General features: G+C 70.7%; 20 protein-coding genes and 1 tRNA gene. 9 read left to right on the forward strand and 12 right to left on the reverse strand.

The window, feature by feature from the left end:
- The first annotated feature begins 45 nt into the window (after nucleotides 1–45).
- The gene (locus tag AB0M62_RS18255; RefSeq protein WP_366075217.1) at nucleotides 46–645 is read left to right on the forward strand and encodes a histidine phosphatase family protein; all 600 of its coding nucleotides are present in this window, start codon (nucleotides 46–48) and stop codon (nucleotides 643–645) included.
- A 171-nt stretch (nucleotides 646–816) separates the two neighbouring features.
- Here AB0M62_RS18255 and AB0M62_RS18260 read toward each other — a convergent pair whose 3' ends face one another.
- Complete coding sequence (locus tag AB0M62_RS18260; protein ID WP_366075218.1) at nucleotides 817–2,196, reverse strand: tetratricopeptide repeat protein; 1,380 nt, start codon at nucleotides 2,194–2,196, stop codon at nucleotides 817–819.
- A gap of 262 nt (nucleotides 2,197–2,458) precedes the next feature.
- On the opposite strand from AB0M62_RS18260, the gene AB0M62_RS18265 reads away from it, so the two are divergent.
- Together AB0M62_RS18265 and AB0M62_RS18270 are read left to right on the forward strand one after the other, a co-directional pair.
- Complete coding sequence (locus AB0M62_RS18265) at nucleotides 2,459–2,971, forward strand: hypothetical protein (protein WP_366075296.1); 513 nt, start codon at nucleotides 2,459–2,461, stop codon at nucleotides 2,969–2,971.
- 33 nt (nucleotides 2,972–3,004) lie between these two features.
- Complete coding sequence (locus AB0M62_RS18270) at nucleotides 3,005–3,874, forward strand: fused MFS/spermidine synthase (protein ID WP_366075219.1); 870 nt, start codon at nucleotides 3,005–3,007, stop codon at nucleotides 3,872–3,874.
- 68 nt (nucleotides 3,875–3,942) lie between these two features.
- Here AB0M62_RS18270 and AB0M62_RS18275 read toward each other — a convergent pair whose 3' ends face one another.
- Entirely contained in the window at nucleotides 3,943–4,476 is a 534-nt protein-coding gene (locus AB0M62_RS18275; RefSeq protein ID WP_366075220.1) for a hypothetical protein, read from the reverse strand.
- Nucleotides 4,477–4,586: 110 nt separating this feature from the next.
- Here AB0M62_RS18275 and AB0M62_RS18280 point away from each other — a divergent pair, with 110 nt between their 5' ends.
- The 3 genes from AB0M62_RS18280 to AB0M62_RS18290 all read left to right on the forward strand — a co-directional run bounded on the left by AB0M62_RS18280 (nucleotide 4,587) and on the right by AB0M62_RS18290 (nucleotide 8,314).
- Complete coding sequence (locus tag AB0M62_RS18280; RefSeq protein WP_366075221.1) at nucleotides 4,587–5,288, forward strand: response regulator transcription factor; 702 nt, start codon at nucleotides 4,587–4,589, stop codon at nucleotides 5,286–5,288.
- The gene (locus AB0M62_RS18285; RefSeq protein ID WP_366075222.1) at nucleotides 5,285–6,685 is read left to right on the forward strand and encodes a HAMP domain-containing sensor histidine kinase; all 1,401 of its coding nucleotides are present in this window, start codon (nucleotides 5,285–5,287) and stop codon (nucleotides 6,683–6,685) included. Before AB0M62_RS18280 ends, AB0M62_RS18285 begins: the two co-directional genes overlap by 4 nt.
- A 162-nt stretch (nucleotides 6,686–6,847) precedes the next feature.
- The gene (locus tag AB0M62_RS18290) at nucleotides 6,848–8,314 is read left to right on the forward strand and encodes a cellulose binding domain-containing protein (protein ID WP_366075223.1); all 1,467 of its coding nucleotides are present in this window, start codon (nucleotides 6,848–6,850) and stop codon (nucleotides 8,312–8,314) included.
- A 256-nt stretch (nucleotides 8,315–8,570) separates the two neighbouring features.
- On the opposite strand, the gene AB0M62_RS18295 is transcribed toward AB0M62_RS18290, so the two are convergent.
- The 5 genes from AB0M62_RS18295 to AB0M62_RS18315 all read right to left on the reverse strand — a co-directional run bounded on the left by AB0M62_RS18295 (nucleotide 8,571) and on the right by AB0M62_RS18315 (nucleotide 13,769).
- Nucleotides 8,571–9,008 carry a CBS domain-containing protein gene (locus tag AB0M62_RS18295; RefSeq protein ID WP_366075224.1) on the reverse strand — a complete coding sequence of 146 codons (438 nt, stop codon included), beginning with the start codon at nucleotides 9,006–9,008 and terminating at the stop codon, nucleotides 8,571–8,573.
- Between the two features lie 95 nt (nucleotides 9,009–9,103).
- On the reverse strand, nucleotides 9,104–10,513 hold the full coding sequence (locus AB0M62_RS18300) for a GH1 family beta-glucosidase (RefSeq protein ID WP_366075225.1): 1,410 nt from the start codon (nucleotides 10,511–10,513) through the stop codon (nucleotides 9,104–9,106).
- A gap of 54 nt (nucleotides 10,514–10,567) precedes the next feature.
- Nucleotides 10,568–11,410 carry a carbohydrate ABC transporter permease gene (locus tag AB0M62_RS18305; protein ID WP_366075226.1) on the reverse strand — a complete coding sequence of 281 codons (843 nt, stop codon included), beginning with the start codon at nucleotides 11,408–11,410 and terminating at the stop codon, nucleotides 10,568–10,570.
- On the reverse strand, nucleotides 11,407–12,420 hold the full coding sequence (locus AB0M62_RS18310; RefSeq protein WP_366075227.1) for a sugar ABC transporter permease: 1,014 nt from the start codon (nucleotides 12,418–12,420) through the stop codon (nucleotides 11,407–11,409). Before AB0M62_RS18310 ends, AB0M62_RS18305 begins: the two co-directional genes overlap by 4 nt.
- A gap of 5 nt (nucleotides 12,421–12,425) precedes the next feature.
- Complete coding sequence (locus AB0M62_RS18315) at nucleotides 12,426–13,769, reverse strand: extracellular solute-binding protein (protein WP_366075228.1); 1,344 nt, start codon at nucleotides 13,767–13,769, stop codon at nucleotides 12,426–12,428.
- A 241-nt stretch (nucleotides 13,770–14,010) separates the two neighbouring features.
- On the opposite strand from AB0M62_RS18315, the gene AB0M62_RS18320 reads away from it, so the two are divergent.
- The gene (locus tag AB0M62_RS18320) at nucleotides 14,011–15,039 is read left to right on the forward strand and encodes a LacI family DNA-binding transcriptional regulator (protein WP_366075229.1); all 1,029 of its coding nucleotides are present in this window, start codon (nucleotides 14,011–14,013) and stop codon (nucleotides 15,037–15,039) included.
- 78 nt (nucleotides 15,040–15,117) lie between these two features.
- Here the strand turns inward: AB0M62_RS18320 and AB0M62_RS18325 are convergent.
- The 3 genes from AB0M62_RS18325 to AB0M62_RS18335 all read right to left on the reverse strand — a co-directional run bounded on the left by AB0M62_RS18325 (nucleotide 15,118) and on the right by AB0M62_RS18335 (nucleotide 17,227).
- Nucleotides 15,118–15,190, reverse strand: a tRNA-His gene (locus tag AB0M62_RS18325).
- A 184-nt stretch (nucleotides 15,191–15,374) separates the two neighbouring features.
- Nucleotides 15,375–15,977 carry an oligoribonuclease gene (gene orn, locus AB0M62_RS18330; RefSeq protein WP_366075230.1) on the reverse strand — a complete coding sequence of 201 codons (603 nt, stop codon included), beginning with the start codon at nucleotides 15,975–15,977 and terminating at the stop codon, nucleotides 15,375–15,377.
- A 5-nt stretch (nucleotides 15,978–15,982) separates the two neighbouring features.
- Nucleotides 15,983–17,227, reverse strand: a complete 1,245-nt coding sequence (locus tag AB0M62_RS18335) for a helix-turn-helix domain-containing protein (RefSeq protein WP_366075232.1) — start codon at nucleotides 17,225–17,227, stop codon at nucleotides 15,983–15,985.
- A gap of 706 nt (nucleotides 17,228–17,933) precedes the next feature.
- On the opposite strand from AB0M62_RS18335, the gene AB0M62_RS18340 reads away from it, so the two are divergent.
- Together AB0M62_RS18340 and AB0M62_RS18345 are read left to right on the forward strand one after the other, a co-directional pair.
- Nucleotides 17,934–18,455, forward strand: a complete 522-nt coding sequence (locus AB0M62_RS18340; RefSeq protein WP_366075233.1) for a universal stress protein — start codon at nucleotides 17,934–17,936, stop codon at nucleotides 18,453–18,455.
- Between the two features lie 152 nt (nucleotides 18,456–18,607).
- Nucleotides 18,608–19,177, forward strand: a complete 570-nt coding sequence (locus tag AB0M62_RS18345; protein ID WP_366075234.1) for an acetate uptake transporter — start codon at nucleotides 18,608–18,610, stop codon at nucleotides 19,175–19,177.
- Between the two features lie 106 nt (nucleotides 19,178–19,283).
- Here the strand turns inward: AB0M62_RS18345 and glmS are convergent, their stop codons facing one another.
- Entirely contained in the window at nucleotides 19,284–21,098 is a 1,815-nt protein-coding gene (glmS, locus tag AB0M62_RS18350) for a glutamine--fructose-6-phosphate transaminase (isomerizing) (protein WP_366075235.1), read from the reverse strand.
- A 71-nt stretch (nucleotides 21,099–21,169) separates the two neighbouring features.
- Entirely contained in the window at nucleotides 21,170–21,448 is a 279-nt protein-coding gene (locus AB0M62_RS18355) for a hypothetical protein (RefSeq protein WP_366075236.1), read from the reverse strand.
- Nucleotides 21,449–21,488 lie beyond the last annotated feature (40 nt).

Below are 21,488 nucleotides of genomic sequence, written 5' to 3' on the forward strand. Positions count from 1 at the left end.
GATCAAGCCCGTCCCGCTCACCGCGCAACCCCGGGAGACACCGTCATGGCACCCCGAATCCTGCTGGCCCGGCACGGACAGACCGCGTGGTCGCTGGCCGGAAAGCACACCGGTCGGACGGACATCCCTCTGCTCGAGGAGGGCCGCCGTGGGGCGAAGCTCCTGGGTGAACGGCTGCACCGCGAGTCACCGTGGTCGGGGCTGCCGGGCGTGGAGGTACGGACCAGTCCGCTCCTGAGGGCCCGTGAGACCTGCGAGCTGGCCGGATTCGGCGACCGGGCGGAGGAGTGGGCCACGCTCCGGGAGTGGGACTACGGCGCGTACGAGGGCTTGGATCCGGGCCAGATCAAGGCGGAGCGGCCCGACTGGTTCATCTGGCGCGACGGGGTCCCGGAAGGGGAGGCGCTGGCCGAGGTCGGCGCCCGCGCGGACGAGGTCGTCGCCTGGGCCCGGTCGGCCGACCGTGATGTGCTGGTCTTCGCGCACGGCCACATCCTGCGCGTGCTGGGCGCGCGCTGGCTGGGCCTGGACCCGTCCTTCGCCGCCCGGGTCCGGCTGGACCCGACCTCGTTGTCGGTCCTGGGCTGGGCGTACGGCGACCCGGCGCTGGAGCGCTGGAACGACACCGCCCACCTGGAAGGCTGAGGCCGTCCCCCACCCGGAGGCGCGACGCCGTTCCCGATCGCCGGCCGGGCGCGGTGCGCCGGGCCCGGGACAGCCGTCGCGGAACCGCCTCGCGGGGACGCGCGGAAGACGACGCTCAGCCGCCCGCCGGGCGCGGCCCGCGCCGCCGGGGTGGGCTGGTGCGTTCCCCGCTCAGGCGGACGCGGACGCCGATGCCGATGCCGATGCCGCGTGGCGGGTCAGGAACTCCGAGACGTCCGGCGACCGCCGGTGCGGGAGCAGTACCCGCGCCGTGCCCGCCAGCATCGTCTGGACCCGGGATGACTGGACCTGGTCCAGCAGATCGAGCACCCGCCGCCCGGCCGAGGCCGCCTCGTCCGGCGCGCCCGCGCGGGCGAGGTCGTCCGCCAGCTGCGAGGTGTAGAGCGCGACGTTGCGGGCGAAGTACGGGTCCTGCAGGACTGCCGCCCGCCGCCCGTGGCGCGCGGCCCGTGGCCAGTCCCCGAGCGCTGACCAGCACTGCGCCTCCAGGACCTCCAGTTCGGGTTCGCCGAAGAAGGACATCCACTCGGGGTCGGCGTCACATGGCCCGCGGCCGAACAGGGTGTGCGCCCGCCCCAGCGCCTCCTCGCACCCGGTGCGGTCGCCGAGCCCCGCCCACCCGCCGGCCTCGCGAAGCGTGAGCAGCGAGAGCAGCCGGGCGGATCCCAGCTGCCGGGCGGCCCGCTGACCGGCCTGCGCGGCACGTACCGCCTCACGCGGCCGGCCCGTGTCCCGCGCCAGGAAGGCCGTGTTGCAGAAGGCGTGCGCCTCGAGAGCCGGGTCGCCGGAGACCCGAGCGGTGGCGAGTGCCTCCGCGTAGTGCGAGCGGGCGTCGTCGATGCGCCCGGAGTCGTGGGCCAGCCAGCCCACGGAGATGGCCAGTTCACCGGCGCCGGCGTGTAGCCGGTCGGTCGTGGACTGGCGCACGGCGTCGGCGTCCAGCAGCGCGTACGCGGTGCGCAGTGGCTGCGCGGCGCGTCTGTAGAGGCCGTCGGCACCGTGCCGGTCGTCGAGCAGCCGGATCTGCCGAACGGCCTCCTCGACTGCGGTGGCCTCGGCCTCGCCGACCCGGTGGGCGACGCGGCGGCCGTCGCCGCCCAGTGAGGCCAGTGCGGGGGCGAGCCCCAAAGACGCGGCCGCCACGGTGGCGGATCCGCCGGTCATGAACGCGCGACGCAGCACGTCGCTCTCCTTGGTGCAACTGACGAACGGGGGAACGGAGGAAACAGGTGTGCCGGAGGCGGCGGCCGACGCCCGGCGCGGGCCCCGGCCGCGAACCGCTTCGCGGGCCGCGAAGCCCAGATCGGTCAGCGTCCGGCCGGGGAACATGTGCAGGAACACCCGCTCGTACGCGTAGTTGGGACAGCGGATCTCGCCGGCCTCAACCCGCCCGATGTAGCGCGCGTCGCACGCGACCGTCTCGCCGATCTCCCGGGCCGCCCTGCGCACCGCCGCCGCGAACTCGCCGGGTGAGCGCTGTCCGCGCAGCAGTCGGAACGCATGGTTGGGTGACGGGGATGTCGACGCCATGGCCGGGCCTCTCTGGCGAAGCGTGCTGCCTGTGCGTTGCCTGTGCCCGAGGGGCCGGCGCGCAAAAACGTACCGCCTGTGACCGGGTGCTCACGTGGTGTTTAGCTACAAACCGGATATCTCACCCGCGATCCGCCATGAACTGCCATCCTTTGCAGCGGCATGCCGCCACACCTGTTGACGTAGTCCCGCGTTGAACCATGCGGAGTGGGAGGCGGCTCCCATCCCGTGACGAGGAGGGGTTCCCTTGTTGGAGGCCGGCATGGAGACCAGCGGCTCACGCACCACCACCGCTACACACAGGCCCACTCAGGAGTCCAGCGCGCTGCCGGACGTCCTGGACATCTCGCACGGCGGCACGGAGCCCTGCGACCTGGTGACCGTCCCTGCCCGGCAGGGCCTGGAGGCGGTCGACATCCTGCGACGCGGTGCGGACCAGGCGGCCGTCGGTCCCGTACTGCACGACGACGACTGCGACACGCTCAGCTTCCTGGTGCCCCCCGGAACGGCCGACGCCTGGGACGTGCCGGGCAGCGCCTGTACGCAGACGTCCGGGCGCGGACTGCGACTTGACCTCCTCGGCGGCGCAGCCGCTCCGGGTGTCCCGGCCGCTGCCGGCGATCCGGAAATCGGCATCGCCCCCGCACCCCCGGTCGCCGGCAGCGGCTGGCTGCTGCCCCCGGACAGTGCGGACCCGGTCACCGACCCGGCCGTGCTGCGGGCCGCTCTGGGCGAGGCGGCCCGGCTCATCGAGGCCGCGGACAGCTGCCGCTGAGCGCGACGGGTCCCCGGCCTGAATAATGGCCGGGTGGCGAAGGACAGACGGCGCGGTGGGCGCGGGCGAACCCCCGAAGCCGTCGTCGAGCAGGTGGACGGCGGTCTCGCCGAGCTGATACCGGACCCGGAGCGGGCCCGGGGCTGGACGCTGCTGGTGGACGGCGCCCCCCAGTCCCACGTGGACCTCGACGATCCCTCCTATCTCGACTTCGCGTACCAGCGTCGGATCGGGCACATCGCCGACCTCGTCGCCCCGCCGAAGCAGCAGCTTCGCGTCGTGCACCTCGGCGGCGGTGCCTTCACGCTCGCCCGTTACATCGCGGCCACCCGCCCCCGCTCGACCCAGCAGATCATCGAACTGGACGCCGCTCTTGTCCAACTGGTGCGCCGCGAGCTGCCGTTGGACGCGAACGCCCGGATACGGGTCCGCTCCACCGATGCCCGGGCCGGGCTCGCCAAGGTGCCGGACGGCTGGGCGGACCTGGTGATAGCGGACGTGTTCAGCGCGGCCCGCACCCCGGCGCACCTCACCAGCACGGAATTTCTCGACGAGGTACGACGGGTCCTCGCGCCCACCGGCTGGTACGCCGCCAACCTCGCCGACGGTCCGCCGCTCACGCATCTGCGCGGGCAGGTCGCCACCGCCGCCGCCCGCTTCCCCCAACTCGCCCTGGCCGCCGACCCGGTGGTTTTCCGTGGCCGTCGTTTCGGCAACGCCGTACTGCTGGCCGCGGACCGGGAGCTGCCTGTCGCGGAGCTGACCCGCAGGGTGGCGAGCGATCCGCACCCCGGCCGGGTCGAACACGGCCGGGAACTCACGGACTTCACCGGAGGAGCCGCCGTGGTCTCCGACGCGGACGCGGCACCGTCGCCGGCGCCGCCGCCGTCGGTGTTCAGGTAACCGGGAAACCGTGGTCAGCAGTCGACGGTCAGCGGCCGGCGGTCAGCGGTCGACGACGGCGGTCGGTGTCAGCGTTCGTAGATCTCGACGAGCGGCGGGTGGGCGTGCCAGGTGCAGAAGACCGAGAGCTCCCGGCCGTCGCCGGTGAACGTGACCCTGATCCAGGACGGTTGTTTCCAGACCTGCATCTGCCAGCCGGCCGTGGGTGTCGCCGAGACCAGTTCGGCCGAGGTGTCGCCGAGGTCGAAGACGACCCGGCCGCCGTCGACCGTGTAGCCCTTCACATTTCCGGCGGAGGCGGAGGCGGTGGGGCTGCTGGGTGGTTCGGACGTGGCCGCCCCGCTCGGTCTGCCGGACGGTTCGGCGTCCGGAGTTCCGGACGGTTTACGGGACTTGTCCGGTGAAGCCGACTGCTCCGGGCGCCGCGTGGCGGAGGAGAGCGGCGCCGGGCTCCTGGTGGCGGCGTCGGCGGCGATGGGGAGGGCGCGCGGCCGGTCGTACGCTGTGCCCGCCATGACCGTGTGGACACCCCACCACGACAGCGTGACCGCCGCGCCCGTGGCGAGCGACCAAGCCAAGCCGTGTACGAGTCCTCGTTGCATCGCGGGCCATACTGCCCCACCCGCCCCACTGCTGTCCCGTGGGGACCCGGGGAGGCGGGCCCGCGCCGGACCTGTCCCCGGCATCCCCCGCATGGCGTACGGTGCCGCCCATGGCAAGTGTGCTCGTGGTCGAGGACGACCAGTTCGTGCGCTCCGCCCTCATCCGGCACCTGACCGAGGCCTCCCACACCGTGCGGAGCGTCGGTACGGCCCTGGAGGCGCTGCGCGAGGTCGCCCATTTCCGTTTCGACGTGGTCATTCTGGACCTCGGACTGCCGGATCTCGACGGATCCGAGGCGTTGAAGATGCTGCGCGGCATCACCGACGTACCGGTGATCATCGCGACAGCGCGGGACGACGAGAGCGAGATCGTCCGGCTGCTGAACGACGGCGCCGACGACTACCTGACGAAACCGTTCTCGGTGGAGCACCTGTCGGCGCGGATGGCGGCCGTGCTGCGCCGGGCGCGCGCCGCGGCCGGCGCCGAGCCGCCCTCGCGCGTCATCCAGGTCGGCGGCCTGTCCATCGACCCGTTGCGCAGGCAGGCCGAGCTGGACGGGGCCGTACTGGACCTGACCCGGCGCGAGTTCGACCTGCTGGCGTTCCTCGCCGGGCGGCCGGGCGTGGTCGTACCGCGCAAGGAGCTGCTCGCCGAGGTGTGGCAGCAGTCGTACGGCGACGACCAGACGATCGACGTGCATCTGTCCTGGCTGCGGCGGAAGCTGGGCGAGACGGCGGCCCGGCCGCGCTACCTGCACACGCTGCGGGGCGTGGGTGTGAAGCTGGAGCCGCCGCCGGGCGAGCGCTCATGAGATGGGCTCTGGTCAGGGTGTGTCTGGCCGTCACGGCGATGGTCGTGGTGGCTTTCGCCGTACCGCTCGGGCTGGTCATCAGGGAGATGGCGAGCGACCGGGCCTTCTCCAACGCCGAGCGCCAGGCCGCCGCGATCGGTCCCACGCTCTCCATCACCACCGACCGCGACCAGCTGGAGAGGGCTGTCGCCTCCACCCAGGCCGGCGCCGCGAACCGGATGGCCGTGCACGTTCCCGGCTCCGGTGAACCGGGCAGCCGGGACCTGGAGATCGGCATGCGCCGGGCCGCCCAGCGGGACCTGGACACCACCCGGCGGCTCGGCCGGGCCTCGATCTCGGAGGTGACCGGCGGCTCGGCGCTGCTGCAGCCCACGGCAATCAACACCGGGAAGATCGCGATCGTCGAGGTCTTCGTTCCGGAGGGCGAGGTCAGCAACGGCGTGACCACCGCCTGGATGGTGCTGGCGGGCGTCGGTATCGCGCTGGTCATCGGCTCGGTAGCGGTCGCGGACCGGCTCGGCGTACGGCTGATCCAGCCGGCCGCGCGGCTCGCGGACGCGGCGCAGGACCTGGGGGAGGGGCGGCTCGGGGCGCGGGTCCCGGAGGAGGGGCCGACCGAACTGCGTTCCGCGGCCGTGGCGTTCAACTCCATGGCCGACCAGGTCGTCCAGCTCCTGACCAACGAACGGGAACTGGCGGCCGACCTGTCGCACCGGCTGCGCACCCCGCTCACCGTGCTACGGCTGAACGCCGCCTCGCTGGGCGAGGGCCCGGCCGCCGACCAGACGCGCGCGGCGGTCGAGCAGCTGGAGCGCGAGGTCGACACCATCATCCGCACGGCTCGCGAGCAGCGCCCGCAGACCCAGGGGCCGCCCGGACCCGGCGCGGGCTGCGACGCCTCCGAAGTCGTCCGGGAGCGGATGGACTTCTGGTCCGCGCTGGCCGAGGACGAGGGCCGGAAGGTCCGTCTCGCGGGTGTGGACCGGCCGGTTCGTATCCCCGTGGCCCGGCCCGAACTGGCCGCGGCGCTGGACGCGATGCTCGGTAACGTCTTCCGGCACACACCCGAGGGCACGGCCTTCTCGGTGGACGTCCACAACGGCGGCACCGAAAGCAACTCGGTGATCATCCTCGTCTCGGACGCGGGCCCGGGCATCGACGACCCGGACGCCGCGCTGCGGCGCGGCAACGACGGGGACCGCGACGGTTCCACCGGCCTCGGCCTGGACATCGTGCGCCGGGTCGCGGAGTCGACGGGCGGGGACGTACGCATAGGGCGCTCGGTGCTGGGCGGCACGGAAGTGCGTATCTGGATCGCGCTGGACGGCCGCGAGACCTCCGCCGGCGGCCGGAGGCGGGGACACCGGGGCGGGGTCCGGCGGCGTCGCCGCGTGTGAGCGGCCGACCACGAATGGTCTTTACCATTAATGGCTCCCGATGCCTTCCTTAAGCGAGCCCTAAGATCCTCAACCCCCGCCGCACTCCGGGCATTTGTCCGAATCGGTCTCGCTAGCGTGCTGCCCGCACCCCCCCCACTCTCGCAACGCGGAGGCAGGCACGTGATGAGCAGTACGCACCGGCGCAGGGCGAGCGGAAAGACCAAGGCCGTCGGCGCCGTGGTCGCCGCGGCAGTGATCGGCGGGGCCGCGTTCGCGCTCACGGGCACGGCGCAGGCCGCGGCTGTCGGCGCCGCGTACACCCGGACCAGCGGCTGGACGGGCGGTTACACCGGCCAGTACGTCGTCACCAACGCGACGGACAAGGCCCAGTCGGACTGGACGCTCGAGTTCGACCTGCCCGCCGGCACGAAGATCGGCTCGCTCTGGAACGGAGAACACACCGTCAAGGGCGGCCACATCACGGTGAAGCCCGCGAGCTGGAACAAGAACCTCGCGCCCGGCGCGTCGGTCACCGTGGGCTTCGTGACGTCGTCCGACGGCTCCGCCGGCGACCCCGCCGGATGCCTCATCAACCAGGCCAAGTGCTCGGTCGACGACGGCGCCACCCCCGAGCCGAGCGGCCGGCCCACCCAGCCGCCCAAGCCGAGGCCCACACCCACGCCCACGTCGAAGCCCACGCCCACGCAGACCACCGGCCCGACGCCGACGCCGACCTCGCCGGGCACCGGAACGGGGGCCGCGGGCTACGCCCCGTACATCGACACGTCCCTGTACCCGGCGTACGACTTGTTGGACACCGTGACCAAGACGGGGGTGAAGGAATTCAACCTCGCCTTCATCACCTCGGGCGGGAGCTGCGCGCCGCTGTGGGGCGGGGTGACCGACCTGGCGAGCGACAAGGTCGCCTCACAGATCGCCGCGCTGCGGGCCAGGGGAGGCGACGTCCGGGTCTCCTTCGGCGGGGCGGCCGGCCACGAGCTGGCGCTCAACTGCTCCTCCGCCTCGGACCTGGCGGCGGCGTACGGCAAGGTCGTCGACACGTACAAACTCACCAAGGCGGACTTCGACATCGAGGGCGCCGCCCTCCCGGACAAGGCGGCCAACACCCGCCGCGCTCAGGCCATCGCGCAGCTCCAGAAGTCGCATCCGGGCCTGGACGTCTCCTTCACCCTCCCGGTGATGCCGGAGGGGCTGACCCAGCCGGGGATCGACCTGCTGGCGGACGCCAAGAAGAACGGCGTCAAGATCAACGCCGTCAACATCATGGCGATGGACTACGGACCCGCGTACAGCGGTGACATGGGCGAGTACGCCGTCCAGGCCGCGACCGCGACGCAGGCGCAGCTCAAGGGAGTTCTCGGCCTGTCCGACTCCGCCGCGTGGAAGGCGGTCGCCGTCACCCCGATGATCGGCGTCAACGACGTCACGACGGAGATCTTCAAGGTCGACGACGCGACGCAGCTGGTCAACTTCGCCAAGTCCAAGGGCCTCGGCTGGCTGTCGATGTGGTCCTCGACCCGCGACAAGGAGTGCCCGGGCGGCGCGCAGAACTCCGCGGACGCCACGTGCTCGTCGATCCTGCAGCAGCCGCTCGCCTTCACGAAGGCCTTCGCGGCCTACAAGTAGGGCCCTGGCCGCACCGAACCCGCCGAGCCACCGAACCCGCCGAGCCACCGAACCCGCCGAGCCACTGAACCCGCCGCCCCGCCGGCACCCCTGAACCACCCCCCAGGGCGCGCCCCGACCGGAACCCCACGCCGGCCGGGGCGCGCCCGCGCGGTGCTCGGACGGCCCCGGGTCTTCGCCGAACCGGGAAGGCACTCGCACAACGCACCCGCGCTCCAGGAGTCCGGCGTGGCCCGCGCGCTCTGTCCTCCGGTCCTCAGCCGGCGCCCGCGTACACGCGGGATGCGAACTCCGCGATCTGTTCGTCGCTGAGGTTCTTTGCGAGGTTGGCCTCAGTGATCATGCCGATCAGGCTGTGCCCCTGCTTCACGTCGATCACCGGAAGACGCTTGATCCGGTGCTGCTCCATGACCTCCAGGGCCTCGGTGGCGTCCGCGTCCGCGTCGATCCAGTGCAGTTCCCCGGACATCGATCCCGCCTGTACCTCCGCGGGGTTGATGCCCTCCGCCACGCACTGCAAGACGATGTCACGGTCGGTGATCATTCCCTTGAGCTTGTTGTCGTCACCACAGATGGGCAGGCCACCGACATTCAGATCGCGCATCATCTTCGCTGCGTCGAGCAGCGACTGGTGGGCACCTACGCACTGCACGCCGCCGGTCATGATGTCGCGTGCCTTGAGCTGCTTGTTCATGGCCATGATTCCTCCCGCCTTCAGGTCGTTGCCTTCCTCCCTCGATGACAACACGAATGGACCAATGGCGCCCCTCAGTGGCCGGCGGCTCCCACTCAGGCCGCCGGTGCCTCCGGGAGGATGCCCGTGCCGGCCAGGCGCGCGTACCAGTGGGCGCTGGACTTCGGTGTCCGTTCCTGAGTCTCGTAGTCGACGTACACCGCGCCGAAGCGCTTGCTGTAGCCGTAGGCCCATTCGAAGTTGTCCATCAGCGACCAGAGGAAGTAGCCGCGCACGTCCGCCCCGGCGCCGATCGCCCGCCGCACGGTCGCGAGGTGTGCATGCAGGTAGCGGATGCGGTCCGGGTCGTGGACGGTGCCGTCGGTGGCGGGCTTGTCGTCGTACGCCGCGCCGTTCTCCGTGACCATCAGTGCCACGCCGGGAGCCTCGCCGGTGTACCGCAGCAGCAGGTCGTACAGCCCCGTCGGGTCCACGGACCACTCCATCGCGGTCAGCTCGCCCGGCGGCTGGTGAAAGGCGACGTCCTCGGCGCCCGGCCAGGGGGAGTGGGCCGAGGCGCCGTGGCCGTCGCGGCGCGGGCCGGAGCCGGCGGGGGCGGCCGAGACCACCGCGGGCGCGTAGTAGTTGATGCCCAGGATGTCCAGCCGCTGGTGGATGGCTGCCTCGTCACCCTCGTGCACGAACGACCAGTCCGTGAGCCGTGCGGTGTCGGCGAACAGGTCCTGCGGATAGCTGCCCTTGAGGAGGGGCCCGGTGAAGATCCGGTTGGCCAGGGCGTCGATCCTGCGCTGCGCGTCCGCGTCCTCGGGGGACGGGGTCAACGGGCGGACCGCGCTCGGGTTGAGTGAGATGCCGATCTGCGCACGGGCGGGCAACGCGGCCCGCAGTGCCTGAGTGCCCAGGCCGTGTGCGAGGTTGAGGTGGTGGGCGGCGCGCAGGGCGGCCACCGGGTCGGTACGGCCGGGCGCGTGCACCCCGGAGCCGTACCCCAGGAAGGCACTGCACCAGGGCTCGTTGAGCGTGGTCCACAGCTCCACGCGGTCACCGAGGGCCCCGGCGACCTGGCCGGCGTACTCGGCGAAGCGGTACGCGGTGTCGCGCTCCGGCCAGCCGCCGGCGTCCTCGAGCTCCTGGGGCAGATCCCAGTGGTAAAGGGTGAGACTCGGTGTTATGCCGTGCGCCAGCAGCTCGTCGGTGAGCGCGCGGTAGAAGTCGAGCCCGCGCTGGACGGCCGGGCCCCGGCCCGTCGGCTGCACGCGCGGCCACGAGACCGAGAAGCGGTAGGCGGTGAGGCCGAGGTCCGCCATCATCCGGATGTCGTCGCGCCAACGCCGGTAGTGCTCCACGGCGACATCTCCGGTATCGCCGCCCAGCGTCTTGCCTGGCGTGTGCGAGAACGTGTCCCAGATGGACGGGGTACGGCCGTCCTCCCGTACCGCGCCCTCGATCTGGTACGCGGCGGTTGCCGATCCCCACAGGAAGCCGGGCGGAAAGCTCTCGGTCATGGAAGCGCTCCCAAGATTGGTATGAAGAAGCGGGTTGGTGGGTGGGGAAGGAGTTCAGCCCTTGACCGCGCCCTGCATGATGCCGCCGACGATCTGCTTGCCGAACACGACGAAGGCGAGCAGCAGCGGCAGCGTGCCGAGCAGCGCGCCGGCCATGATCACCGACTGGTCCGGGATATATCCGCGGCCGAGGCCGGTCAGCGCGACCTGCACGGTCGGACTGCCGTTCTGGGTCAGCGCGATGATCGGCCAGAAGAAGTCGTTCCAGGCCATCACGAAGGTCAGCATGCCCAGCACCGCCATGGCCGGCCGGGCGGCCGGGAAGACGATGTGCCACACCACGCGCAAACTGCCGGCGCCGTCGACGCGCGCCGCCTCGATCAGCTCGGTGGGCAGCGCCTCGATCAGGTACTGCCGCATGAAGAAGACCCCGAACGCGCTGACCAGGGTGGGCAGGATGACGGCCTGCAGCTGGTCGGTCCAGGACAGCTCGGCGATCAGCATGTACAGCGGTACGACGCTGAGCTGCGGCGGCACCATCATCGTGCCGATCACCAGCAGCAGCAGAACGTTCTTGAACTTGAACCGGAGCTTGGCGAAGGCGAAGCCGGCCAGCGTCGAGAAGAAGACCGTTCCGGCCGCCACCGACCCGGCCACCAGCGTCGTGTTGAACAGCGCGGTCCCCATGTTGGCGTCGGTCCAGGCGATCTCCAGGTTCTTGAAGAGATTTCCGCCGAACCAGAAGGGCGGCGGCGTCTCCGCGAGCCGCGTGCTCGTGCGGGACGCGGCGATCGCGGTCCACACCAGCGGGAACAGCGAGCCCACCGTGAAGAGGATCAGCACCGCGTACGTCCACTTGCCGCCGTGCAGGTGCTTCCCGGCACGCTTGGAGGTCATGCCGTTCCCCCCTCGCTCTTGCGCAGCCTGCGGGTGACCAGCCAGTTGACCGCACCGATCAACAGCAGAATCAGGAACATCGTCCAGGCGATCGCCGACGCCCGGCCGAGGTGCAGGTTCACCCAGCCCTGCTCGTACAGATAGAGGCCGAGTGTCTGGAACTGGTGGTCGGCGCCGCCCGTCGCGCCCGCGCCGCCGTTGTACAGCAGCGGCTCGCCGAACAGCTGGGTCGCCCCGATCGTCGAGACGACCGCGGTGAACAGGATCGTGGGCCGCAGCGCGGGAACGGTGACATGGCGGAACTGCTGCCATCGTGAGGCGCCGTCCAGTGCCGCCGACTCGTAGAGGTCGTTCGGTATGGCCTGCATCGCGGCCAGGTATATGAGCGCGTTGTAGCCGGTCCACCGCCAGATGACGATCGTCGAGACCGCGATCTGGGACGTCCACGCACCGCTCTGCCAGTCGACGGGGTCGATGCCGGCCAGCCCGAGCGCCCAGTTGATCATTCCGTAGTCGCGCCCGAAGAGGAGCACGAAGACGAGCGTCGCGGCCGCCACGGAAGTCGCGTACGGGGTGAGGACCGCGACCCGGAAGAACATCGAGCCGCGCAGCCGGTAGTTCAGCAGATGCGCGATGCCGAGCGCCATCAGCAGTTGCGGGACCGTGGAGATGAGTCCGATGGTGACGGTGTTGCGCAGCGCGTTCCAGAAGAACTCGTCCTCCAGCAGCCGCGAGAAGTTCCGCAGCCCCACCCAGTTCATGTCGTCGGGGGCGGTCAGCTCCACCTGGTGCAGGGAGGCCCAGCCGGTGTAGAGCAGGGGGAAGAGACCGAAGGCGACGAAGAAGACGAAGAAGGGCGCCACGAAGGCGTACGGGCTCCACTTCATGTCCAGCCGGTAGCGGCGGCTGCGGCGCTCGCGGATCCGGTCCTCGGTGACCGTCTTGTCCGCACGCGGGGCCGCGCCCCCCTCCCCCCTGGCGGGCGCGGCAGTACGGGAATCGCTTGCCATACGGGTCACTGGTCCAGTGCGTTGTCGATCGCCTTCACCGCGGCTTTCCAGCCCTCCGCGGAGGACTTGCCCTTCTGGTCGACCTGGAGCATGCCCACGTCGGCCATGTTCTGCGCGATGACGAGGTCCTTGGGACCGACGATCGTGACCGGGATGCCTTCGGCGGCCTTGGCGAAGATCTCACCGATGGGGGCGTTGGCGAAGTACTCGTGCTTGGCGCCGGCGACGGCCGGCAGGTCGTACGCCGTCTTGGCGCTCGGGAAGCTGCCGCGCTTCTCGAAGAGCTTGGCCTGCTGCTCGGGAGCGGTCAGCCAGGCGGCCAGCTTGGCGGCCTCGTCCTTGTGCTTGCCGGCCGAGGGGACGATGAGGAACGAGCCGCCCCAGTTGCTGGGCCTGGGCGCCTGGGCGACGTCCCACTTGTCCTTGCCCTTCTCGCCGGCCTTGTCCTGGATATAGCCGAGCATCCAGGCGGGGCAGGAGATGGTCGCGAAGTTGCCGTTGGAGAAGCCCTGGTCCCAGGCCGGCGTGAACTGCTGGAGCTTGCCGCTCAGCCCCTCGGTCGCGAACGCGGCCGCGATGTCCCAGGCTTCCTTGACGGCCGGGTTGGTCTTGTAGATGACCTTGCCGTCCTCGTCGTAGAAGCGCTTCGCGCTGCTGCCGGTCACGGCGGCCATCACCCCGGAGGCCGAGTCGACGAACGCCTTTCCCTTGCCGGAGGCCTTGTACTGCTTGCCGACGTCGAGGTACTTCTGCCAGTCGCCGGCCCACAGCTTGCCGACCGCTTCCCGGTCGGTGGGCAGCCCGGCCGCCTTGAACAGGTCCTTGCGGTAGCAGATGCCCTGCGGGCCGATGTCGGTGCCGAGGCCGACCGTCCTGCCGTCCTCGGTGGTGGCCTGTGCCCACTTCCAGGGCAGGAAGGCGTCCTTGGTCACGCCTTCCGTCTTGCCGAGGTCCACCAGCTTGTCCGCCTGGGTCCGGGTGATCTCGGCGATGTTGTTGACCTCGACGGCCTGGATGTCGGCCAGACCGCTGCCGCTGCCGAGGTGAGTGAGCAGCTGTGGGTAGTAGTTCTCGTTCCGCTCGATCGACGTCTGCTTGATGACGACGTCGGGATTCGCCTTCATGTACTCGTCGTAGAGACCCGCCTCCTTGAGACCGAAGGCACCGAAGACGCCGACGGTGATCGTCGTCTTGCCCTTGCCGCCGCCTCCGCCCGATGAGCCGCCGGGCTCCTCCTTGTCCGCGGCGCAGCCGGCCAGCAGCCCGGTGCCCAGCGCGGCGACGGTGGCCAGGGCCACCATCCGGCGCGGCGAGCCGCCCGGCCTTCGAGAAAACACAGTCCTGCGCATAGCGTCCTCCTTGCGCCCTGACGTGCCGACCCCCCGGCCAACTGCGGTCTTGTGCCCGTGAGTTGTATTGCTGCGGCTCGGGACGGGGAACGTGCGGGTTGTGTATGGGTCAGGTACCGTGGGAGCGCTCCCAGATGTGATGTGTTGAAGGGTTGCCGCTCACCGAGGGGGTGTCAAGGGACCGGACAGCGGGAGTTGGCTTCGGTTATCCGGCTGTTAGATTTCGATCCGGGAGGCAGCCATGAATGTTCGTGGACGCAGCGGGGGACGGCCGACCCTCGAAGAAGTGGCGGCCCGCGCGGGCGTCGGGCGCGGCACGGTGTCCCGCGTGGTCAACGGCTCGCCGCGGGTCAGCGACCACACCAGGGCCGCCGTCGAGGCGGCCGTGGCCGAGCTCGGTTACGTACCGAACCGCGCGGCACGCGCGCTCGCCGCCAACCGTACGGACGCGATCGCCCTCGTCGTCCCGGAGCCGGAGACGCGCTTCTTCGCCGAGCCGTACTTCTCCGACGTGCTGCGGGGCGTCGGCGCGGCCCTCGCGGACACCGAGATGCAGCTGCTCCTGACTTTCGCGGGCAACGACAGCAAGCGCCGCCGGCTCGCCCAGTATCTGGCCGCCCACCGGGTGGACGGTGTGCTGCTCGTGTCCGTACACGCCGACGACCCACTGCCCGACCTGCTGGAACAGCTCGCCATCCCGGCCGTGGTCAGCGGCCGCCGCTCGGCCGACGAGCCGCTCGCCTCGGTCGACTCGGACAACTTCGGCGGCGCCCGCACTGCCGTGGAGCACCTGATCGCCCGCGGCCGTCGGACCATCGCCACGATCACCGGCCGGCTCGACGTGTACGGCGCGCAGTGCCGCCTCGACGGCTACCGGCAGGCCCTCGCCGAGGCCGGCCTCGCCGCCGACGAGCTGCTGATCGCGCCTGCCGACTTCACCGAGGAGGGCGGCCGCCGGGCCATGGCCGGGCTGCTGGAGCGCCGGCCGGAACTCGACGCGGTCTTCGCCGCCTCGGACGTGATGGCGGCCGGGGCCCGTCAGGTGCTGCGTGAGACCGGCCGTCGGATTCCGGACGACGTGGCGCTGGTCGGCTTCGACGATTCGGCCGTCGCCCGGCACATGGATCCCGCGCTGACCAGCGTCCGGCAGCCGATCGAGGAGATGGGCCGCACGATGGTCGGCGTACTGCTCCAGGAGATCGCGGGCCGGGCGGACGACCGGCCGCAGATCATGCTGCCCACCGAACTGGTGGTGCGGGCGTCGTCCTGAGCCCGGCCGGTCCGGGAGCGGCTGTCACAACGCCGGAGGCCCGGTCCGCTTGCGCGGACCGGGCCTCCGGTCGTTCAGGGTGAGTGACGGGACTTGAACCCGCGGCCACCTGGACCACAACCAGGTGCTCTACCAACTGAGCTACACCCACCATGTCCGGTCGTTCACAGAGCGACCGGCCGAGGAAAAGCGTACATGGTCCGGGAGGGTGCTCGCGCCCCACTTTGTCGGAGCCCCGACAGGACGCCTCGAACGGCCCGGGCACGGGCCGTCCAGGGCCGGGCTGATCGTGGGTCCCGCCCGACATCCGGCCCCGGCCGATCCCGGACTCCGGCTCACTCCACGGGCAGTACGTACTTCGCCGCGATGGACCTCGCGGTGTCCGAGTCGGGACCGGGCTGCGGGACGAAGACCGCCTCGCGGTAGTAGCGCAGTTCCGCGATGGACTCGCGGATGTCCGCGAGCGCACGGTGGTTGCCGTTCTTCTCCGGGCTGTTGAAGTAGGCCCGCGGGTACCAGCGGCGGGCCAGCTCCTTGATCGAGGACACGTCCACGATCCGGTAGTGCAGGTAGCTCTCCAGCGTGGGCATGTCGCGCAGCAGGAAACCGCGGTCGGTGCCGACGGAGTTCCCGCAGAGCGGCGCCTTGCCCGGTTCCTTGACGTGCTCACGCACGTACGCCAGCACCCGCTCCTCGGCTTCGGCCAGCGTGATGCCGTCGTCCAGCTCGTCGAGGAGTCCCGAGGCGGTGTGCATCTGCCGCACCACCTCGGGCATGGTCTCCAGTGCCCCGGCGGGGGGGCGGACGACGATGTCCACCCCCTCGCCGAGCACGTTCAGCTCCGAGTCGGTGACCAGCGCGGCCACCTCGATAAGTGCGTCGTCCGTCAGCGAGAGCCCGGTCATCTCGCAGTCGATCCACACCATGCGGTCGTTCATGTGTCTTACCCTACGGGGCGCTCTCGCTGACCGGGCAGCACAGGGCGGCCGGAAGCGTAGAGGTCCGAGCCCGGTTTGCCCGGTTCCGGGGGCGCGTGACCGATCGCCGTCGGTCCGTTCGGCGCGGTGGCCGCGGCCGTCCGGCGCTCGTGAGGCGACCGCTCGTGCTGTGAACGCTCGTGCGGCGACCTCTGGTGCGGCACCGGCGCCTCCGCCACTGCCGCGGGCTCACTCTGCGGCCTGCGGGCCCGGTACGCGGAGCGGTACGCGGCGGGGGAGGAGCCCAGCTGGCGCCTGAAATGGCCGCGCAGCGCGACGGGCGAGCGGAAGCCGCAGCGGCCCGCGACCTCGTCCACCGAGTAGTCGGACGTCTCCAGCAGGCGCTGTGCCTGGAGCACCCGCTGAGTGATCAGCCACTGCAGCGGCGCACTGCCGGTGAGCGAGCGGAACCGCCGGTCGAACGTGCGCCTGCTCATATAGGCGCGCGCGGCCAGTGTCTCCACGTCGAACTGCTCGTGGAGATGCTCCAGGGCCCAGGCGACGACCTCCGCCAGCGGGTCGGCGCCGATCTCCTCCGGTAAAGATCTGTCGAGGTAGCGCTCCTGCCCGCCGCTGCGGCGCGGCGGCACGACCAGCCGGCGGGCCAGTGCCCCGGCGGCCTCCGAGCCGTGGTCCGTGCGCACGATGTGGAGGCACAGATCGATGCCGGCCGCCGTGCCCGCCGAGGTGAGCACGTCGCCGTCGTCCACGAACAGCTCGCGCGGATCGACGTGTACGGACGGATAGCGCTTGGCGAGCGTCGGCGCGTACATCCAGTGCGTGGTGGCGGGCCGGCCGTCGAGCAGGCCTGCCGCGGCCAGGACGAAGGCCCCGGTGCACAGGCCGACGATCCGGGCCCCCTCCTCGTGCGCGCGGCGCAGTGCGTCGAGCGCGTCCGGTGGTGGTGGTGATGTGATCGACCGCCAGGCCGGTACAACGACGGTGCCCGCCCGTGCGATCGCCTCCAGCCCGTACGGTGCGGTGAGTTCCAGTCCGCCTGTGGTCCGCAGGGGTCCGTCTTCGCCCGCGCACACCAGCAAGCGGTAGCGCGGCACGCCGGCGTCCTGCCGGTCGATGCCGAAGACGGACAATGGAATGGAACTCTCGAAAATGGGGCCGCCGCTGAACAGCAGCACTGCGACGATCTCCCGGCGACGGCGCCCGGAGAGCTTGCGCGCGGCCTCCGTTGCGGCGGTGGAGTCCTGGCTCATGGCGCTAAGCCCCCCTCGGGTGTCGCGACTCCTCGTTCTGGTCGCTCCTGCACGTTTCCCCTCGGTCCTGCACGTGTCCCCCGCCGTAGATACTCATGATCGAATCTACTGTGTCCCGTGGTGTCGGCGTGACAAGTTCAGCACCCAGCGCTATGTCGACTTGGCAACTTGGCGTAAAGCATTCGATCACGAAGCGTTCCACTCAGGGGCCCCCGTGGGAAGTACGCCTGGCGTCAGTGGCCCGTCCCAGTAGGCCGCGAGCGGCTGTGATGCCCCTTTCTTCGCTGGTGGCACGGGGGTTGGGTGGTCATTCCGCCAAGACGAAGGTGGCCGAACGAAGTTGGCTGAAAACTGGTGAGCGCAGGCTGTGAACCGGTCAGAGCTCCGGCGCACCTCCACCGGCTCCCCGGCCGCCCCTGGGCGCCCCTTCGCCGCCGGCGGCCTGGACCGGTGGCGTGCCGGAGTGTGACCGGTGCATGGCGGGCCCGCTCGGTCACCGGCTGTAGGGGGCAGCCAGCATTGCCATCCGGGCCGGGCTCCGGCATGCTCCCGGGGAACGCCGCGAGAAGGCGGCGGGGCCTGGGCAGGAGAGGAGTGTCGCCGTACCCTTGGGGGTATGGGCTTGGGAAGATGATTCCCGGACACAGCTCCGCCGACAACTGTCGTTCGTTCCCCTCCCAAGAGGACATTCTTCGCCGAGACACCGATGGCCGGTCACGAAATCCCTGAACCCGCGGACCGCAAGCAGGTCGCCGATCACTCGGCCGATCTCCAGGCGGCGGAAGAGGCGCGTCACCCCTGCGATCCCGCCTTCCGGCATGGTGTCGTCGTCGGCTTCGACGGCTCGACCTCCAGTGAGCGGGCCCTCGCCTATGCGATCGGCATGGCCAGGCGGTCGGGTTCCGGCCTGATCATCGTCCATGTGGCCAACCGGCTGCCGACGACAGTCTGGGCGGGCTGCGAGCCTCCCGTTTTCGTGGATGTACCGGATCATCGGACCGAGGTGCTCGGGCTCGAGCTCGCCTGCGCCGAGTATCTGGCCGAAGTGCCATGGATCCTCGTGGAGCGCGGTGGCGACATCTGCCACGAGCTCGAGGAGGTCGGCCGTGAGTACTCCGCCGACGCGATCGTGGTCGGCTCCACGCACGGCATCGTCGGCCGCCTGTTCGGCTCGGTCGCGGGCCGGTTGGCAAAGCGGGCGCAGCGGCCGGTCGTTGTGATCCCGTAACCTCCCGTTGTTCCAGGTGAGACCTGGCTGATGCCTCGTCAACTCCCTTTTGTCCAACGGTAAATCTACTCACAGGTATAGGTGGATTGTGTACTTGTGAAGGGTACATAAGGGTCCTGGGAAGCAGCACAACTGCATGAAGGGAGCCCGCCGTGGACAACGACGTCTCTGCGGGAAGCACCACCTCGACTCTCGGCCACCTCGCACTCGGCCTGACCCTGCTCGCTTTCGGCATCGGCCACGCCGATGTCATCGACGGCGTGACCGCGGCCGACTCCGTCTCGCTCGCGCTCTATGTCGGCGGCATCGCACTGTTCGTCACCGGACTGCTTGAATTCCGTGGCGGCAACGCCTTCAACGGAACGGCGTACGCGGGACTCGGCGCGTTCTGGTTCACCTGGGCGACCGGGGCCGACGCCCAGGTCTCGTCCGAGGCGGCGGGACTGTTCCTGCTCCTGTTCGCCCTGCTCGCGCTCAGCCTGACCCTGGGCTCCGCGGGCAGCGGGCTCCTCGCCCAGGGCACCTACGGGCTGCTCTGCCTCTCGCTCCTGCTCCTCGGCATCGCGACATTCGCCGAGAGCGGCGGCCTGGTCAAGGCCGGCGGCTGGGTGGCCGCGGTGGCCGGTCTCGCCGCCTGGTACGGGGCGACGGCCGCGTTGGCCCACTGGCCGACCGCGGTACCGGGACGCGCTGCCGGCCGGCGGGTGACGGCCACCGGCTGAGGCAGCCCCGGGCCGGCGCGGGCGACGCCGGCCACTGAAAGAGGGCGACCCCCTGTGCGCACTGGTGGCACGCACAGGGGGTCGCCTCTTTCGCAGCGAGAGGGCTCTACTCGACGGTGACGGACTTCGCCAGGTTGCGCGGCTTGTCGATGTCGCGGCCCAGCGCCAGTGCCGCGTGGTACGCGAAGAGCTGGAGCGGGATACCCATCAGGATCGGGTCCAGCTCGACCTCGTTCTTCGGCACCACAATGGTGTGGTCGGCCTTTTCCTGCTCACGGTGCGCGACCGCAAGGATCCTGCCGCTGCGCGCCTTGATCTCCTCCAGCGCCGCGCGGTTCTTCTCCAGCAGGTCGTCGTCGGGAACGATCGCGACCGTCGGCATGGCGGGCTCGATGAGGGCGAGCGGGCCGTGCTTCAGCTCGGAGGCCGGGTAGGCCTCGGCGTGGATGTAGGTGATCTCCTTGAGCTTCAGCGAGGCTTCGCGAGCCACCGGGTAGCCGCGCACCCGGCCGATGAACATCATCGACTTCGCGTTCGCGTACTCCTCGGCGAGCTTCTTGACCTCGGCCTCGGTCTCCAGGATCTCGGCGATCTGGCCGGGCAGCCTGCGCAGGCCCTCGATGATCCGCTTGCCGTCGGCCACCGACAGGTCGCGGATGCGGCCCAGGTGCAGCGCGAGCAGCGCGAAGGCGACCACCGTGTTGGTGAAGCACTTGGTGGAGACGACGCATACCTCGGGGCCGGCGTGCACGTACACGCCGCCGTCGGTCTCGCGGGCGATCGCCGATCCGACCACGTTGACCACGCCCAGTACGCGGGCGCCCTTGCGCTTGAGCTCCTGGACCGCGGCGAGCACGTCGTACGTCTCACCGGACTGGGACACCGCGATGTAGAGGGTGTCGGGGTCCACGACCGGGTTACGGTAGCGGAACTCGGAGGCCGGCTCGGCGTCCGAGGGGATGCGGGCCAGCTCCTCGATGAGCCCGGCGCCGATCTGGCCGGCGTGGTACGAGGTGCCGCAGCCGAGGATCTTCACCCGGCGCACGGCGCGTGCCTCGCGGGCGTCGAGGTTCAGGCCGCCCAGGTGCACGGTGGAGAAGCGGTCGTCGATCCGGCCGCGCAGAACCCGGTCCACCGCGTCGGCCTGTTCCGAGATCTCCTTGTGCATGTACGTGTCGTGGCCGCCCATGTCGTACGACTCGGCCTCCCACTCCACGGTGGTCGGCGTCGCGGTCGTGCGCGAGCCCTCGGTGGTGTAGGTGCGGTAGTCGTCGGCCTTGAGGGTGGCCATCTCGCCGTCGTCCAGGGTGATCACCTGGCGGGTGTGGCTGACCAGGGCGGCGACGTCGGAGGCGACGAACATCTCCTTCTCGCCTATGCCGAGGACCACCGGCGAACCGTTACGGGCGACGACGATGCGGTCGGCGAAGTCCTCGTGCATGACGGCGAGACCGTACGTGCCCTCGACCAGGCGGAGCGAGGCGCGGACTTTCTCCTCCAGGGTCTCGGCCTGGGAGCGGCCGATGAGGTGGGCGAGCACCTCGGAGTCGGTCTCGGAGGCGAACACGACACCGTCGGCCTCCAGCTTGGCGCGCAGCTCCGTGGCGTTGTCGATGATGCCGTTGTGGACGATGGCGACCTTGCCGTCGGCGTCCAGGTGGGGGTGCGAGTTCTCGTCGCTCGGAGCGCCGTGGGTGGCCCAGCGGGTGTGCGCGATGCCGGTGGTGCCCGCGAAGCGCTTGGGGATGCGGGCTTCCAGGTCACGGACGCGGCCCTTGGCCTTGGCGGTCTTCAGTCCACCCGACTTGCCGGTGATGACGATGCCGGCCGAGTCGTAGCCGCGGTACTCCAGCCGCTGCAGGCCTTCCAGCAGCAGGGGAGCCACGTCGCGCTTCCCGATGTATCCGACGATTCCGCACATATGTCGTGCCCTCCGAGTGATTGCCTAGGGGTGCTCCGCCGCAGCGGCCCGTTCCGGTCGTGCCAGTCGTGTCAGCCGTAGACGAGACGGCGCAGCTGCCGGAGTGTGAGGTCCGGGGGAGCCACCGCGCGGTGCGGCAGCTCGGCTGCGATCCGCTCGAAGATCTCGGTGTTCGTCAGCCCGCCGGACTGCAGTTCTCGGTGCCGGCGGCGGACGAACTCCTCGGTCTTCTCGTCGAAGTACGCGAGCACGTCCAGCACCACCCGGGCAGCCTCGCCGCGCTGTAGCGGCGTGCTGCGCACCAGGTGGTCGACGAGGTCGTCATGAGCGGACGGGCGGCGTTCGAGCACCCGTAGATATTGGAGGGCGGGAGGGCTTGAACGCAAGAAT

This window comes from Streptomyces sp. NPDC051219, assembly GCF_040682335.1.
Lineage (GTDB): Bacteria > Actinomycetota > Actinomycetes > Streptomycetales > Streptomycetaceae > Streptomyces.

Coding starts and splice junctions, on each gene's coding strand:
- AB0M62_RS18335 (WP_366075232.1), bottom strand. CDS start 17,227: ATGAGCCAGGACTCCACCGCCGCAACGGAGGCCGCGCGCAAGCTCTCC.
- AB0M62_RS18305 (WP_366075226.1), bottom strand. CDS start 11,410: ATGACCTCCAAGCGTGCCGGGAAGCACCTGCACGGCGGCAAGTGGACG.
- AB0M62_RS18255 (WP_366075217.1), top strand. CDS start 46: ATGGCACCCCGAATCCTGCTGGCCCGGCACGGACAGACCGCGTGGTCG.
- AB0M62_RS18280 (WP_366075221.1), top strand. CDS start 4,587: ATGGCAAGTGTGCTCGTGGTCGAGGACGACCAGTTCGTGCGCTCCGCC.
- AB0M62_RS18295 (WP_366075224.1), bottom strand. CDS start 9,008: ATGAACAAGCAGCTCAAGGCACGCGACATCATGACCGGCGGCGTGCAG.
- AB0M62_RS18275 (WP_366075220.1), bottom strand. CDS start 4,476: ATGCAACGAGGACTCGTACACGGCTTGGCTTGGTCGCTCGCCACGGGC.
- orn (WP_366075230.1), bottom strand. CDS start 15,977: ATGAACGACCGCATGGTGTGGATCGACTGCGAGATGACCGGGCTCTCG.
- glmS (WP_366075235.1), bottom strand. CDS start 21,098: ATGTGCGGAATCGTCGGATACATCGGGAAGCGCGACGTGGCTCCCCTG.
- AB0M62_RS18340 (WP_366075233.1), top strand. CDS start 17,934: ATGGCCGGTCACGAAATCCCTGAACCCGCGGACCGCAAGCAGGTCGCC.
- AB0M62_RS18315 (WP_366075228.1), bottom strand. CDS start 13,769: ATGCGCAGGACTGTGTTTTCTCGAAGGCCGGGCGGCTCGCCGCGCCGG.
- AB0M62_RS18320 (WP_366075229.1), top strand. CDS start 14,011: ATGAATGTTCGTGGACGCAGCGGGGGACGGCCGACCCTCGAAGAAGTG.
- AB0M62_RS18265 (WP_366075296.1), top strand. CDS start 2,459: ATGGAGACCAGCGGCTCACGCACCACCACCGCTACACACAGGCCCACT.
- AB0M62_RS18300 (WP_366075225.1), bottom strand. CDS start 10,513: ATGACCGAGAGCTTTCCGCCCGGCTTCCTGTGGGGATCGGCAACCGCC.
- AB0M62_RS18260 (WP_366075218.1), bottom strand. CDS start 2,196: ATGGCGTCGACATCCCCGTCACCCAACCATGCGTTCCGACTGCTGCGC.
- AB0M62_RS18285 (WP_366075222.1), top strand. CDS start 5,285: ATGAGATGGGCTCTGGTCAGGGTGTGTCTGGCCGTCACGGCGATGGTC.
- AB0M62_RS18310 (WP_366075227.1), bottom strand. CDS start 12,420: ATGGCAAGCGATTCCCGTACTGCCGCGCCCGCCAGGGGGGAGGGGGGC.